This is a genomic window from Amorphus sp. MBR-141, from assembly GCF_053628695.1.
In genome coordinates, this window is the sequence record NZ_JBRJGW010000047.1 from 1 (window position 1) to 12,416 (window position 12,416).

At 67.4% G+C, this 12,416-nt stretch carries 14 protein-coding genes; 1 reads left to right on the forward strand and 13 read right to left on the reverse strand.

What is annotated here, in order from left to right; translation table 11 throughout:
- Positions 1 to 182 precede the first annotated feature (182 nt).
- The 5 genes from ACSSVZ_RS26980 to ACSSVZ_RS27000 form a co-directional block, all read right to left on the reverse strand.
- Positions 183 to 746 (reverse strand): hypothetical protein, encoded by a 564-nt coding sequence (locus ACSSVZ_RS26980; protein WP_453973961.1) that lies wholly within the window; start codon positions 744 to 746, stop codon positions 183 to 185.
- Between the two features lie 309 nt (positions 747 to 1,055).
- Positions 1,056 to 2,486 carry a DUF5906 domain-containing protein gene (locus tag ACSSVZ_RS26985; RefSeq protein WP_453973962.1) on the reverse strand — a complete coding sequence of 477 codons (1,431 nt, stop codon included), beginning with the start codon at positions 2,484 to 2,486 and terminating at the stop codon, positions 1,056 to 1,058.
- Positions 2,483 to 3,130: a hypothetical protein gene (locus tag ACSSVZ_RS26990; RefSeq protein WP_453973963.1), complete on the reverse strand. Its 648-nt coding sequence runs from the start codon at positions 3,128 to 3,130 to the stop codon at positions 2,483 to 2,485. The genes ACSSVZ_RS26985 and ACSSVZ_RS26990 overlap by 4 nt, the downstream gene beginning before the upstream one ends.
- A gap of 5 nt (positions 3,131 to 3,135) precedes the next feature.
- The gene (locus ACSSVZ_RS26995) at positions 3,136 to 3,423 is read right to left on the reverse strand and encodes a hypothetical protein (RefSeq protein ID WP_453973964.1); all 288 of its coding nucleotides are present in this window, start codon (positions 3,421 to 3,423) and stop codon (positions 3,136 to 3,138) included.
- A gap of 71 nt (positions 3,424 to 3,494) precedes the next feature.
- Positions 3,495 to 3,881, reverse strand: coding sequence for a hypothetical protein (locus ACSSVZ_RS27000; RefSeq protein WP_453973965.1), 387 nt, complete (start codon positions 3,879 to 3,881; stop codon positions 3,495 to 3,497).
- Between the two features lie 96 nt (positions 3,882 to 3,977).
- On the opposite strand from ACSSVZ_RS27000, the gene ACSSVZ_RS27005 reads away from it, so the two are divergent.
- Positions 3,978 to 4,760, forward strand: a complete 783-nt coding sequence (locus ACSSVZ_RS27005) for a LexA family transcriptional regulator (protein WP_453973966.1) — start codon at positions 3,978 to 3,980, stop codon at positions 4,758 to 4,760.
- A 183-nt stretch (positions 4,761 to 4,943) separates the two neighbouring features.
- Here ACSSVZ_RS27005 and ACSSVZ_RS27010 read toward each other — a convergent pair whose 3' ends face one another.
- From ACSSVZ_RS27010 to ACSSVZ_RS27045, 8 genes are all read right to left on the reverse strand, one after another.
- Complete coding sequence (locus tag ACSSVZ_RS27010; RefSeq protein WP_453973967.1) at positions 4,944 to 5,672, reverse strand: class II aldolase/adducin family protein; 729 nt, start codon at positions 5,670 to 5,672, stop codon at positions 4,944 to 4,946.
- A gap of 98 nt (positions 5,673 to 5,770) precedes the next feature.
- Complete coding sequence (locus ACSSVZ_RS27015; RefSeq protein ID WP_453973968.1) at positions 5,771 to 6,733, reverse strand: ABC transporter substrate-binding protein; 963 nt, start codon at positions 6,731 to 6,733, stop codon at positions 5,771 to 5,773.
- Positions 6,734 to 6,783: 50 nt separating this feature from the next.
- Complete coding sequence (locus ACSSVZ_RS27020) at positions 6,784 to 7,563, reverse strand: ABC transporter permease (protein WP_453973969.1); 780 nt, start codon at positions 7,561 to 7,563, stop codon at positions 6,784 to 6,786.
- Positions 7,560 to 8,339, reverse strand: coding sequence for an ABC transporter ATP-binding protein (locus ACSSVZ_RS27025; protein ID WP_453973970.1), 780 nt, complete (start codon positions 8,337 to 8,339; stop codon positions 7,560 to 7,562). The genes ACSSVZ_RS27020 and ACSSVZ_RS27025 overlap by 4 nt, the downstream gene beginning before the upstream one ends.
- A gap of 12 nt (positions 8,340 to 8,351) precedes the next feature.
- On the reverse strand, positions 8,352 to 8,864 hold the full coding sequence (locus ACSSVZ_RS27030; protein WP_453973971.1) for a cupin domain-containing protein: 513 nt from the start codon (positions 8,862 to 8,864) through the stop codon (positions 8,352 to 8,354).
- A 12-nt stretch (positions 8,865 to 8,876) separates the two neighbouring features.
- On the reverse strand, positions 8,877 to 10,100 hold the full coding sequence (locus tag ACSSVZ_RS27035) for a M24 family metallopeptidase (protein ID WP_453973972.1): 1,224 nt from the start codon (positions 10,098 to 10,100) through the stop codon (positions 8,877 to 8,879).
- A 30-nt stretch (positions 10,101 to 10,130) separates the two neighbouring features.
- Positions 10,131 to 11,102 carry an NAD-dependent epimerase/dehydratase family protein gene (locus tag ACSSVZ_RS27040; RefSeq protein ID WP_453973973.1) on the reverse strand — a complete coding sequence of 324 codons (972 nt, stop codon included), beginning with the start codon at positions 11,100 to 11,102 and terminating at the stop codon, positions 10,131 to 10,133.
- Between the two features lie 95 nt (positions 11,103 to 11,197).
- Positions 11,198 to 11,941: a TetR family transcriptional regulator gene (locus tag ACSSVZ_RS27045; protein WP_453973974.1), complete on the reverse strand. Its 744-nt coding sequence runs from the start codon at positions 11,939 to 11,941 to the stop codon at positions 11,198 to 11,200.
- Positions 11,942 to 12,416 lie beyond the last annotated feature (475 nt).

The window sequence follows — 12,416 nt, forward strand, 5'->3', positions numbered from 1 at the left end:
CCTCGGGCAGCTCGTCCAGACCATCGAACCCGACGAATGCCAGAACTATCTCACCAACGCTGGATACGCTTCCGTCAAAACATGAAACGCTCTAGCCGGTACACCGCCTCACCAGCACCGGCATCCCTCGGATACCTGTTCGCGCATTTCCCCATCGCTTCCCTCGCGTTTGAGCCGCATTGTCATCCATTCCCCTCTCCGACGCCCCCCATTGTCGGCCTCGCACCGTCCTCCATGCTGCTGTGGATGCCTGTGGGACGCTTCGGCCACCAGAGATCGGCAAGGGCCTCGAGGGCGGTGAGGAGGAGCCTGGCGAGTTGTTGGCGGCCCGCTGTGGGCGGACGTCCGTTGCGGTGGGTGCCGTAGCGCTCTATGGCGAGCTCCTCGATGCTGCAGCCGTCCACCGCAAAGCGGGCGACGAGGCCGAACAGCTCCACTCCGAGGAAGGTCCGGGCGTCCGCGAGGTCTCTGGCAGCGTAGGTCATCGCCAGCACGATCCCGTCGCCCCGGGTCTCGTCGACCCGGTCGCGGGCATAGTCGAGGGAGCGCAGCCCCATGGTCACTGCCGCGAGCCGCAGCCGCTCGGCCGCGTCGTACTGGCGTTCGGTGATCTGGCTCTTTCGCCGCATGGTGTCGATGCCGGCAACACGGCGCCGGCAGCGCTCCACGCCGCCGCTGCCGTAGCCGCCCTCGACGGTATCGTCGACGACGTTGCGCCCGGCCATGGTCACCACGGGGAGTGTCACTTTCCGCTTTCGTCTGCCCATTCGAGGCTCCTTGTGGTCGGTGTCCCAGGTGCCCCACCAGGCTGATGGGTGGTGGGGCGCGGATTTCTCTTTCGTTTCAGACCATTGCCCCGCTTGTCCCACCTGCCCCACTTGAAAGAAGAACCATGGGAACCGTGGAGTGGGCGCCGGTCGGCCCCTCACGCGCGTACGGGCGCGCGAGACGGTGGGGCACGTGGGACAGGTGGGGCACCCGATTGATGTGCCTCGACCTTTTGCGGCCCACCTTTCACTCGCCGCCCCACATCGACGTGGGACACCGGGGTATTTCTACGGTGGCTCCTCCCAGTCGATCGCCTGCCCGAGGCTCGCCTCCAGCCACGTCCGCGCCGTGCCGAGCGGCGGGAACTCGTAGCCCCAGGGCCGGAGCTGCTTGCCGTCTTCGTCGATCGAGACCCGCTTCTTGCGTACGATCCCCGGTGACAGCTTGTTGAGCTTGATGCCGAACTCCGTCTCGGACGCCCGGCGCCTGATGCCGATCCGTTCTGCGAAGGAGATGTAGGCGGCATACAGACGATAGGTCGGGACCCAGACCATCCACTCGTCCGTGCCCGGCAGCTGGGCGCCCTCTCTCAGCCGTTCCAGCCACCAGCTCTCCACCGGGTCGAGCGAGCGCACCTTCTGTTCCAACAGCCCCGTCGTCTTTGGGATGTCGCGCAGGTCCACCTTGGAGAGATCGAACTCCAGGAGATAGTCGAGCAGCGCGCCCTTGTTCTGCGGCCGCAACGCCTCGGCAAAAAGCGCGGAGAAGTAGGAGGCGTCGCCCTTCGCCTTGTCCTGGATGTCGAACACGGCGAAGCGCCGCTCGTCCTTGCCGGCCGGCACCACCCAGTCCTCGTTGGAGGTGACCAGCAGGCGCACGTAGTTCCTGATCTGGATCGGATCGACGCCCTTGTGCTCGATGAACTGAATGTCGGAGGTGACGAGGCCCTTGAGCCGCCCCTCCGCATGCTTGTCGCCGGCCCAGAAGCCCTCATCCGCCTGCAGCAGGAGGCAGCCCTTCATGTGCGCGTTGAACTGGCCGAGGAGATAGCGGGGATCGTCGGCGAGGAAGTAGTGCGGGGCAAACAGCGAGCCGACCGTCTGGCCGATCAGCGTCTTGCCGGTCCCCTGCCCGCCTCGGATGACGAGGGCCGTTCCGATCCGCTCGCGCGGCCGCTGCACCATGTGGGCGAACCAGGCGGTCAGGTAGTGGAAGAGCTCTTCGGAACCCCGACAGACCCGTTCGAGGAGATGGTCCAGGAAGGCGGAGCAGTCGCCACCATCCCTGTCGCGCTCTACCTCGAAGCCGCGCCACAGATTGTAGGTGCCGGGCGGCGCGGCGGCGTCGGGTCCTTCCGGGTCCGGCTCGAATACGATGCCGGAATATTGCCGGCGATGGAGGTCGCGCAGCCACATGGAGGCCTTTGGCACGGCCTTCCATTCGCCCTTGCCGTTTCGGGCATACTCGACGCGGTTGGCGTTCCAGGCCCCAAAGGCTTCGGTTGAAAGGAGCTGCAACCGCTCGTGTGGTGCCCCGTCCGCGAACTCGCGCAGGATCATGCAGCGCGAGCCGACCAGAACGACCGCATACTCTTCGTTGAACGCATCGACGTCGTACGGCCCGTCGCTCGCCGGCGGACCATGCCCCGCCCCGCGGATCATCGCGCCGATGTCCTCGACGGTCGCCACCTCCGCCCGCTTTGCGCGCCGCCGGCTCATGATGATCCGTCCCCGACCGGCGGGTCGGCATCGGGGAAGGCTCGGCGCCTGAGCGCCCCACAGACCGAGCGCCATATGCTGACGGCCGGCACCCGCCAGGCGATCCGCGCCATCAGCTCGGGCTTGGTCGCCGAAGGCCGACCGGCGAGGTCGAGCGCCCCGGCGATCGCCTTGAGCTCGTCCCTCTCCAGGAGCTCCAGCATCCGCCAGGGCGACTGTCGCGGCGACACCGGCGCGCTCCAGGATGGGTCTGCCGTCCACAGATGACTGCAACCGTCTGCCACCAGGTGGGGCTCCACTGGCCAGCCCCAGACCCGCGCCGGACGGTGGTCGCGCAGCCAGGCCAACCGCACCCGGCCTCCACCGCACGGTGTCTCCTCGAAGTGACGCCGGTGCGCCACGATGGTGATTGCGCTCGCCACCTCCGCGATGGCCCGCACCGCGTCGCCCAGCCCGTTCAGGCTTTCTCGTCTGTCGCGAATCAGGAACGCCAGCAGCCGGTCCTCCAGGACCGCCACCACGTCCGCCCGGTATCCGTCGATGACGAGGCCATGGACCAGGCGGGTGTCTGCGGGCAGCGGCTGCCGCAGAAAGCCGACCAGGTCCTCCTCGATGGCGGAGCGGGGCAGAGCAACGCGATCCACCCGCCTCATTGCAGGGACCTCGCAGGAGGAGCGTCAGGCGACGGACCGACTTCGTCGTCGATGGTGCAGACGCCGGCATCGCGCGGATGGGACACCAGCCTCACCCGCGGACCGCCGCGGGCCTGCAGATGCCGGCGCAGCAGAGGCCGCCCGAGCGGCGCCTGCCCCCACTCCGTCCAGGGCGTATCGTCGGGCACCCCGTCGAGCCCAACCAGAAGGTCTTGCACCGAGGTCACCGGCACGACCCGCCAGCCCTCCACCTCGGGAAGGCACGCCTTTGAGGCTGTCAGCACGATCAACCTACGTGGGAGGAACACAGGGGACGGCGTAGCTCCCGGCACGCCTGCATCCACAAGAGCATCCATCATGCGGCGCGGGACCTCCCGGCTCCGGATGGCTGCGTCTGTGTGTCGCTTTGCGTGGCAGTGATGCGGTCGGATCCCCTTCCCGCTTGCTGCTCCAGATCGGTCGGTCCGCTCTTGCTCGGCACCTGATCGCGTTGGCCCCCGGCCGCGCGATTCGCGCCGCGCGCCTCCCGGACGCCGCTCGGCTCGGCCGCCTTAGCCTCAAGCAGAGCGGCGGTCCGTCGCCGAACCCGCTCCATCGTACTCAGCCGCGGCTCGCGTCCCCTGCGCAGGCCAAACACGAACCCCGGATCCCCCGCCACCGTCCGTCCGAACGTTGAGGCAGAGCTCTCCAGCGCCTCGATGGCGGCCTCGATCTCCTCCCGGAACTCCTCCAGCGGTGTCATTGTGCGATCCGATTCTCAGGGTGATTCCTATTCCTATCCTCTCGCTAGTGTAAATCCTATCTTGACGCAACGCCTATTTCGCGTAGGACATTTCCTATGGGAACCGTCAAGCTCTTCGATAACCACCCCGCACGGCGCGCAATCGTCGAAGCTCTCGAGCAGCGCGGCACCGACATGGCCGCCCTCTCAAAGGCGCTCGGTCGCAACCACGCCTACATCCAGCAGTTCCTCACCAGGGGAACGCCAGGGGAACTCAAGGAGCGCGACCGCCGCGCCGTCGCTCAGTTCCTGCGGATCGACGAGCGCACCCTTCTCTCAGACAGCGACATGCGCGAGCTCACCTATGTGCCCGTCGATGCCGACGGCCTGGCCGAGGAGATCCAGGACGCCACGGCCTACAGCGTCGAGCACTACCGGCCGAAGGTGCGCGGCGCCCGGCCCGAGATCGATGTGCGTGCCGGCGCCGGAGAAGGCATCGTCGGCGAGATGCTCTCGCTTGCCATCGGCGAGGAGAGCTACTCCGGCCACAAGGTCGTGGCCGAATGGCTGTTCCCGGACCCCTATCTGCGCAACGAGATCCACGTCGCCCCGAACCAGACTCTCGTCATGCCGGTCGTCGGCGATTCCATGGCCCCCACCTACAATCCCGGCGACCGTGTCCTCGTCGACCTCGGCCAGGACGCTCTGATGCAGGACACCGTCTACGTCATCAGCTTCGACGACAGCCCGCCCCAGATCAAACGACTGCAGCGCGTTCCCCGGTCCAACCCCGTCGAGGTCCGCATCATCTCCGACAACCCCACCCTCGAAACAGACGTCGTCCCCCTCGCCGACATCCGCATCATCGGACGCGTCTGCGGAGTGATCTCGCAGAGGTAGGCGGGAGTATTGCGATCGACGGCCTCACCGTAGGTCGAGGCAGAAAGGGCAGCAGGAACAGGCCGGGATCTAAGGCTCCGGACTGGTCAGGGTGTCACAAGGACAAGGGCGGAACCGCAGCGATTCAGAGAGGCAGTCCGCAACACAGGCACCCATAACCGGACGGCCGGAATTGGCCGAAAGCTACTCCAGTCCAGTCTCCCACGCCCAGTAGTCCCAGGCCCGGGTGATCTGGTTGTTGTTGGCGGCGGCCGAGGCGGTTGCCTCCTCCGGCGTCATGAAGATCGGCTCGCCGAGCTTCATGGTGTCCATCTGGATGCCGGCGTTCCACTCGGTGTAGACGGCGCGGAACACCGCCTGGCGGACGGTCTCGCCGACGGCGGTGTAGCCGTGCCCACGCATCAGGACCACGGGCGCGCCGCCCATCACCCCGGCGAGGTCGTCGCCCAGGCGATTGTCGCGGATGAGCAGGTCCGAGGCCGGCCCGACGCTGTCGCGGATCTCGTAGCAGGGGCACCCCTCCCCCAGGAAGCTCGCCATGTGCGACAGCGGCTGCAGGCTCGCGCCTTTGGCGGTGGCGAAGGGAATGACGGAGCGGGCATGGCTGTGGACCACGGCGCCGACGGTCGGCCGCGCCCGGAAGATCGCGGCGTGGATGAAGCGTTCCAGGTAGACCGGCGGATGGTCGGGATCGGTGGGCTCCCCGTCCATGTCGTATTCGAGGATGTCGCCGGCCTCCACCAGCGCCGGCGCGCGGTTGCGCGACAGCAGGAACCGGTCGGGCCGGTCCGGATGGCGGGCGCTGACGTGGCCGAAGCCGTCTACGATGCCGCGCGCGTGCAGGATGTGATTGGCGACCACCAGGTCCGCGATGACCGCGTCGACGCCCGCGGACTCAGACTGAACAGCCATGTGGAATTCCGATCCTCGACAGATTGGGCGAGGAGCGGCCGCCTCTCGCCCGTGATCTCGTGATGACGACATGCGCTGGAGCGCAGTAGCGCCCGGGCCTAGTTCGCGCCCTCGCGCGACATCGGCGCGACGACCTCGTCGTAGGGGAACTCCTTCGGCATGATCCCCAGTTCCACGGAGATGTCCTGGGTGTTCTGGACGTGCTCCTTCGGGAACTTGCCATCCTTGGAGTAGTAGGTCTCCAGCCGCGCGAACGCCGCGTCGAGGACCTTCGGGTCGGCGTTGGCGAACTTCTGCCGGGCGATCTCCAGCGCGCCGGCCTTGTCACTGTGGATGAAGTTCAGCGCGTCGGTCAGCGCCGCGACCACGCCCTTCGCGTCGTCCGGCCGGCCCTCCAGGAACTTGCTGCCCGTCGACAGCGGCGAGGACGAGAAGGCGTCGAGCTTCGCCGGCACGTCGACCAGGATGTCGGCGATGCCTTCCTGCTGGGCGATCGTCACGAACGGCTCGAACAGCATCGCCGCGTCGGCCCGCTTGCTCTTCAGCGCGCCGAGGATCTCGCCGCCGCCGCCGACCGCGACCAGATCGATGTCCTTCGCCGGATCGAGGCCCGCCTGCTTGACGAAGTAGCGGGTGAGGTTGGCGGTCAGCGAGCCCGGGCTGGTGACCGCCACCACCTTGCCCTTCAGCTGCTCCACCGAGGTGATCCCCACGTCCTTGCGGGCGAGAAGCGCGAAGGGCACGCGCGACGTCTGTGCGAAGAACAGCTCCACGTCGACGCCGCGGCCGCGCATCAGGCCGACTTCCGGGAAGCCGGTGCCGACGATGTCCACCTCGCCGGCCAGATAGGCCTTCATCGCCTCGCCGCCACCGCGGCTGGTGATGATGTCGACCTCCACCCCGTGCTTGTCGAAGTAGCCCTTCTCCTGCGCGACGTAGATCGGCAGCGACTCCAGCGATGCCACCGGCAGCGCGATCTTCACCGGTTCGGCCGCAGCAAGCGAGGTCGCCGCGGCGGTGATCGCGAATGCGGAGACGGCAAGTTTCAGAAAACCACGCATGTTCAGTCCTCCCGTTGCTTGGATGGGCCGCTTTTCCGCGGCGCTCATCGTTATTTCTCGTCGGAATACTTGTAAGGGACGAGCAGCTTTCCCAGCGCGTCGATCGCCAGGCTGAGGCACGCGGCGAAGACGGCGATGGTGACGATGCCCAGGTAGAGCGCGGGCGTGTCGAGGGTGCCGGACGCATAGAGGATCATGTGCCCGAGGCCAGCGCGCGAGGCGACGAACTCGCCGATGACCGCGCCGATGAGCGCCAGGCCGGAGCCGATCTTCAGGCCGGTGTAGACGCTCGGCATCGCCGTCGGCACCACGACCTTCCAGAACACCTGGGTGCGCGTGGCACCCATCACCCGGAGCGCGTTGACGAAGGTCGGGTCGAGCCGCAGGGCGGAGGCGTAGACCGGGATGAACATCGCGAAGAAGACGATGTAGACGCTGATGCCGATCTTCGACATCAGGCCGAGGCCGAGCCACAGGATGAACAGCGGCGCGATGACGATCACCGGGATGCCGTTCAGCACCATCAGGAACGGCTCGAACACGTTCGACAGCAGCCGGCTCTGCGACAGGGTCAGCCCAACGGCGAGCCCCGCCAGCGAGCCCGCGACGAGGCCGAGCAGCGTTTCGTAGACGGTGATGCCGAGGTCCGTCAGGAAGGTGCCGTTGGCGAGCTGCATCTTCAGCGCCGCGAAGATCTGCGTCGGGCTGGAGAAGAAGAGTTCGCTCAGCACGCCCGAGCGGATGCCGATCTCGGCCCCGCCCAGGATGACCACCAGCACCAGGATGCGCCCGGTCGCGACGGCCACGCGATGCCACGCCTCGGGGCTCATGCGCTTGCTCCCATGCCCGTCACGCTGATGTCCAGCGCGTTCCAGATCCGGCTGTAGAACTCCGAGAAGCCCGGCATCGCCGGGGCATCGGCGACGCTCTTCGCGGCCCGGCTGAACGGCACCTCGTAGATTTCCTTCACCGTCGCCGGCCGCCGGGTCAGCACCACCACCCGGTCCGCCATGGCGAGCGCCTCGGCGATGTCGTGGGTGACGATGACCATCGACCGCCCCCCGGCGCGGCAGATCTTCACCACGTCGTTCTGGATGATCACCCGCGTCTGCGCGTCCAGCGCGGCGAACGGCTCGTCGAGCAGCAGCACCGAGGGGCCGACCGCCAGCGTCTGCGCGAGCGAGGCACGCTTCTGCATGCCGCCGGAGAGCGCGTGCGGGTACTTCCGCTCGAACCCCGCCAGCCCGAACTGCCCCATCAGCGCGACCGCCCGCTCGCGGCGCGACGCCCTGGGTTCGCCGCGAACCTCGAGGCCGAGCTCGACGTTCTCCACCACCGAGCGCCACGGAAGCAGCGTCGACTGCTGGAACAGCATGCCGATGCGCGGGTCGCCCACCTTGACGCGTTTGCCGTCGACGCTCACCTCGCCCGCGTCTGGCTTGCGCAGCCCGGTGGCGAGGCTCAGCAGGGTCGACTTGCCGCAACCGCTCGGCCCGATCACGGCGACGATTTCGTCCGCCCCGCACGAGAAGGTCACCTCGTGCAGAACCTCGACGATCTCCCGGCGGCTCGGGAACGAGAAGCTGATGTCGCGGAACTCAAGCATGCGCGATCCCGCTCATCGGGCGTTCGCCGTGCCGGCGACCGGCTCGCCGATGCCCAGGTCCTCCGCGTCGATCAGTACGAAGGCGACCCGCGCCCGTCGGTCGCTGCGGTTGGCCCAGGCGTGGTTGGTGCCCCGCTGCACCATCACGTCGCCGGCGCGCATCGTCACCGTCTCCTCGTCCATGTCCATCTCGATCTCGCCTTCGAGCACGATCACGTAGTCGATGGTCTCGGTCCGGTGCATGTGCGCCGTGTTGCCGGGCGGGAAATCGATGATCGCGAACCGCGTCCCGTTCGCGGGCGGCGCGGTGCCCAGGACGCGCGCGCCCAGGTCCTCGAACCCGGATCCGACCGAGTTCTCCGCCGGCGAACCGTGGGTCGACCAGATCAGCGTCGAGACCGTGCCCGGCGAGGGATGCTTGGCGTTGGTCGCGCTGCCGTCGATCATCACCCGGGCGACGTGCCGGTCGTCGTGGCCGGTGACGATGCGGCGGATCGGCGGATAGTCGGGTTTCGGCTCGCTCATGGCGCTGCTGCCTCACAGATCGATGGTCTGGAAGTCGGTGGGGAACGCATGCATGCGCCGCGGACCGGTCTCGGTGACGAGCACCGTCTCGGCGAACACCGTGCCCGTCTTGCCGTCGTGGAACGACGGGTCGACCAGGTCGATGTTGAAGGCGAAGACCATCCCCGGCTGGAACGCGTCGCCGAGCTTCCTCAGCGCCGCCTGGTCGGCCTTGATGGCGTGGTGGCGGTAGCGGGGATATTCCAGCGACGCCAGCCCGTGGCCGTGGATGCCCGCCTCGCAGATGCCGAGCCCGAGCCCCTCGATCACGTCGCGGACGTGATCCATGGCGACCGAGATCGGCTGGCCGGGCTGAAACCCCTGCATCCCCGCCTCGTAGGCCGCAAGGCATCCTTCGTAGATGCGATGCTGCTCCGGCCGCGCTTCGCCGAGCGAGAAGGTCCGCTCCACGTGGGTGTAATAGCCGGCGGTCTTCGGATGGATCTCGCAGATGATGACGTCGCCGGCCTCCATCTTCCGCATCGTCGGCACGCGGAAGGGATGGGGATAGGGAAGCGCGTCGCAGGCCCAGAGGAACAGCGTCGGCTCCTCGCCGCCGTTGGCGAGCATCGTCTCCATCATCGCGCCGTAGACTTCGGCCTCGCGCACCCCCGGCCGCGCCACGTCGCGGCACGTCGCCAGCATCATGTCGCCAAGCCTGGCGGCCCGGTCCATCACCTCCAGTTCCTCGTCGCTCTTGATGGTGCGCAGCATCTCCATCATGTCGTCGAGGTTGACGAACTCGGCGGCGGGAGCCAGCTCCAAAAGCCGCGTGTAGACGCTGTGCGGCACCCAGCCGTCCGGGTCGAGCGGACCGGCGAGCCCGTCCATGCCGATGCGGCCCGTCGCCAGGCCGAGTTCCTCCAGCCTGCCGACGACCGAATCCGCCCATGGCCCGCTGCGCGGCCGCACGTCGGTCACCCAGTCCTGGGCGGCCAGCCAGCCGTCGACGAAGGTCGGCATCATGACAAAGCTCGTCGGCTCGCCGTCCAGCGGAAAGACCAGGACGTTGAACTCCGCGTTGCCGCCGATCGGCGACAGGTAGCGCGCGTTGGCGGTGCAGAAGTCCCAGACCGCGGGCCAGCCCCACAGCACGAGGCAGTCGAGGCCCCGCGCCTCCATCTGCGCGCGGGTCGCGGCCCAGCGGCGATCGCGTTCGGCGATCGAGAGGCGATGCAGCTCAAGGCGGTCACGCATGACGGCCCCTCCTCCTGAAATGAACGGCCGTCAGAGTCCCTGGGCGCGCATGCGCGCGAGGCTGTCGACATAGTCCGCGACGGCGCGCTCGATGTCGTATTCGCGCCGGAAGCCCAGCTCCTCGCTGGCCCGCGTCATGTCGTAGATTCCGTGCGGCTGGTACGGCATGCCAAGGAAGTTGTCGCCGGGCCCGATCTCGATGTCGGCGCCGGGGATCCGCCGCCGCACCGCCGCGGCGATGTCGTTCAGGCTGGCCGGCTCGCCGCTGCCGATGTTGTAGACGCGGCTCGGCACCGCCTCCGCCACCGTCGCCAGGTAGATGCCGAGGGCGGAATCCTTGTTGTAGATGAAGTCGTCCCGGGCATCGCCGCCGTGCGGCAGCCTGAACGGCACCCCGTTGAACGGCGCTTCGACGATCTGGCTGGTCACACCCATCTTGCCGTGGCGCGTCGTCTTGCCGGGGCCGTAGGTCGTCGAAAACCGCAGGATGGAGACGTCGATGCCGAAGGTGTCGGCGTAGTAGAGCACCGTCCGCTCCGCCATCAGCTTGGCGCTGTCGTAGATGCGCTGCGGGTCCTTCGGCATGTCCTCCGGGACCTGCCTGTACGTCGGCGGACCGTACGCGCCGACGAACGGACCGTAGATGCCCTTGGCGCTGGTGTAGACGACGCGATGGATGTCGAAGAGCCGGGCGGCTTCCAGCACGTTGACGGTGCCGAGCACGTTCACCTGGATGCCGAGCGCCGGGTTCGCCGCCGACATGGCGCCGACGAAGGCCGCCGCATGGACGATGTGGGTGACGCCATGCTGCTTGATGACGCCGAGCAGGCGCGGCATGTCGAGGATGTCGCCGGCCTCGAAGTCGATGTCGTCGACGATGTCGCCGACCAGCCGGTCCTCCCGGTGGCGCGCGAACACCACCGGCCTGTGCCCCTCGCGCACGAACTTCCGGGTGGCCTCGGCGCCGATCACGCCCATGCCACCGGTAATCAGCACCTTCATCGTTTCCGCCCTGAAGTTATTTTTCTTATTAACTCCTGCGTGAGTTAATCGCGGGCCCGGCCGATGTGTCAAGCCGGCAAACGGGGCGTGCCCGGCTAGCGGTCGTCGTCGGCTGCGTCGTTGGTCAGGTAGGCGCGGATCATGTCGACGATCAGCTTCCGCCGGCGCACCAGCGCCGAGGCTTCCGTCACGTCCACCCCGAAGATGACGCCCAGCGTGTGCCGGTTGGAGAAGATGAAGAAGCCGAGCGCGCAAATCGACAGGTAGAGCTCCAGCGGGTCGACGCCCCGGCGCATGACGCCGGTGGCCTCACCCCGGCGCAGGACGCGCTGGATGATCGAGATGAGGGGCGCCCGCATCTCCGCGATCCGGGTCGACCTCTTCAGGTGACGGCCCTGATAGAGGTTCTCCATCTTCACGAACTCGATGTAGTGCGGGTAGCGGACGTAGTGCTCGAACTTGGCCGCGACGAGCGCCTCGATGGCCTCCATCGGCCCCATCGCCTCCACGTCGATCGCCTCCTCCACCTCGACGAGCTGCAGGTAGCTGGTCTCGAGCGCGGCGAGGTAGAGGCCTTCCTTGCTGCCGAAATAGTAATAGGCCATGCGCCGGTTGGTTTCGGCCTGGGCGGCGATGTCTTCGATGCGCGCCGCGTCAAGGCCCCTGGCGCCGAACTCCACCAGCGCGGCCTCGAGGATGCGCTGGCGTGTCTCTGCAGCGTTGCGCCGCCGCACCCGTTTCTTAGGGCGCGCGGTGGAGCCGGCGCGGTTCTTCCCGTCTGCCGCCTCGACGCCTTTGGACGCTTGGGTCGCTGAAGCCTTGATCCGTTCGCCCGCCATCTCTCTCTCGGCATCCGTCCCTACGCCTTCACGGAGACGGTCCCCTCTCATGCCGTCATCCCTCGCAGGTGACAAGCCGACGCCGGACCGACCCCAGACCAGCCGCGCTGTAAACCCGGAAACTGACGTGATCTACACACCATGTCGACCAAACCACGTCGCGAACGCAGGAAGGAGAAAGATCGCCACCGACTGCCAGGCCATGTCGAAGAGATACTTCCGAAGACCTTAAATACCTAGATCTGTGCGCGCTGCACGTGCGTGCCCTACACCAATTGCAAGATGACCTAATCGCGGGATCTCGGGGAGCGTCCGCCCCGTGCCAATCGGGATAACTGTTCTGGCCCTACTGTGGAGAAGAAGGTCAACATCTGGCCGGAGAACGAACCCGCTGCGCGGGAGGGCGCCTGCGGTTGAGGTAGAGGGCACAGCCCCGGTCGTAGCGTTTGAATTGAGCGCCGTGCGGCGCGGGCAG

Excerpts from the sequence above, each read along its gene's own strand:
- ACSSVZ_RS27035 (WP_453973972.1), bottom strand. The coding sequence starts at position 10,100 with ATGCGTGACCGCCTTGAGCTGCATCGCCTCTCGATCGCCGAACGCGAT.
- ACSSVZ_RS27005 (WP_453973966.1), top strand. The coding sequence starts at position 3,978 with ATGGGAACCGTCAAGCTCTTCGATAACCACCCCGCACGGCGCGCAATC.
- ACSSVZ_RS27030 (WP_453973971.1), bottom strand. The coding sequence starts at position 8,864 with ATGAGCGAGCCGAAACCCGACTATCCGCCGATCCGCCGCATCGTCACC.
- ACSSVZ_RS27045 (WP_453973974.1), bottom strand. The coding sequence starts at position 11,941 with ATGGCGGGCGAACGGATCAAGGCTTCAGCGACCCAAGCGTCCAAAGGC.
- ACSSVZ_RS27010 (WP_453973967.1), bottom strand. The coding sequence starts at position 5,672 with ATGGCTGTTCAGTCTGAGTCCGCGGGCGTCGACGCGGTCATCGCGGAC.
- ACSSVZ_RS27015 (WP_453973968.1), bottom strand. The coding sequence starts at position 6,733 with ATGCGTGGTTTTCTGAAACTTGCCGTCTCCGCATTCGCGATCACCGCC.
- ACSSVZ_RS27020 (WP_453973969.1), bottom strand. The coding sequence starts at position 7,563 with ATGAGCCCCGAGGCGTGGCATCGCGTGGCCGTCGCGACCGGGCGCATC.
- ACSSVZ_RS27025 (WP_453973970.1), bottom strand. The coding sequence starts at position 8,339 with ATGCTTGAGTTCCGCGACATCAGCTTCTCGTTCCCGAGCCGCCGGGAG.
- ACSSVZ_RS27000 (WP_453973965.1), bottom strand. The coding sequence starts at position 3,881 with ATGACACCGCTGGAGGAGTTCCGGGAGGAGATCGAGGCCGCCATCGAG.
- ACSSVZ_RS27040 (WP_453973973.1), bottom strand. The coding sequence starts at position 11,102 with ATGAAGGTGCTGATTACCGGTGGCATGGGCGTGATCGGCGCCGAGGCC.
- ACSSVZ_RS26985 (WP_453973962.1), bottom strand. The coding sequence starts at position 2,486 with ATGAGCCGGCGGCGCGCAAAGCGGGCGGAGGTGGCGACCGTCGAGGAC.